The 699-nt window shown below is 42.9% G+C and carries 1 protein-coding gene; it reads left to right on the top strand.

The features are described from left to right. The first annotated feature begins 407 nt into the window (after window positions 1-407). The gene (locus ACFILY_RS09630; RefSeq protein WP_375673377.1) at window positions 408-617 is read left to right on the top strand and encodes a hypothetical protein; all 210 of its coding nucleotides are present in this window, start codon (window positions 408-410) and stop codon (window positions 615-617) included. The last annotated feature ends 82 nt before the right edge of the window (window positions 618-699 follow it).

Below are 699 nucleotides of genomic sequence, written 5' to 3'. Positions count from 1 at the left end.
TGAGTAAGAGTTGAATTGCAAAACAGTAAAGGAAAGATAAAATGGTGTAGAAGGTAGGAAGATTATGATCGAGTGTTTCAGCAGTATGAGAGTAATGCCCCGGGGTGATCCCTAAAGACTATTGCATGCTATCTTGCCCTAAGTGCCTACCAGATACATTCCAATGATCCAAGTGTGTGCTCACAAGCAATGTTGCATCTATGAGTTCTCAAATACACATCGAGTTTTACCCTAACAACCGTGTGGATCAAACACATCGAGTTATGCAAACACAAGATTAACACAAGTATCAATTAGAACTCCATAGTTGATTGATAAAGAGTGTATAAGAATAGATTCCACAAGTGCTCATAACCAAGGCACTATGGCCAGTTAGCCTTTTAGGGCAGGTACACAAGGAAAGACGAATGAAAGAACAAAGGAAGAGAGAAAGAACCCCCTTCAATCTTCAAGAAGTCTCCCTTGTAGTGTCCTTGCGCCAACTCTCCACCTCTTGCTATACCTCCTACTCATCCTTGATCTCCTTAGGTGGTTTGGTGAAGCTTGATCTTCGATCTCATCAACGTCCTCCCGGTGGAGAAAAAAATCCCCGAACAAAAGATGAAATAGAACCCTAATTTCTGGAGTTAAAAAGGCTGATTCGGCGCCCGACACGGTCACGACACGGGCGTGTCATGACCGTGTAGTCTTCAGTGAAAT

It is taken from the genome of Bartonella sp. CL25QHWL (assembly GCF_042195335.1).
Classification (GTDB): domain Bacteria; phylum Pseudomonadota; class Alphaproteobacteria; order Rhizobiales; family Rhizobiaceae; genus Bartonella.
This window is presented reverse-complemented; position numbering and strand designations above follow the sequence as displayed.

Excerpts from the sequence above, each read along its gene's own strand:
- ACFILY_RS09630 (WP_375673377.1), top strand. The coding sequence starts at position 408 with ATGAAAGAACAAAGGAAGAGAGAAAGAACCCCCTTCAATCTTCAAGAA.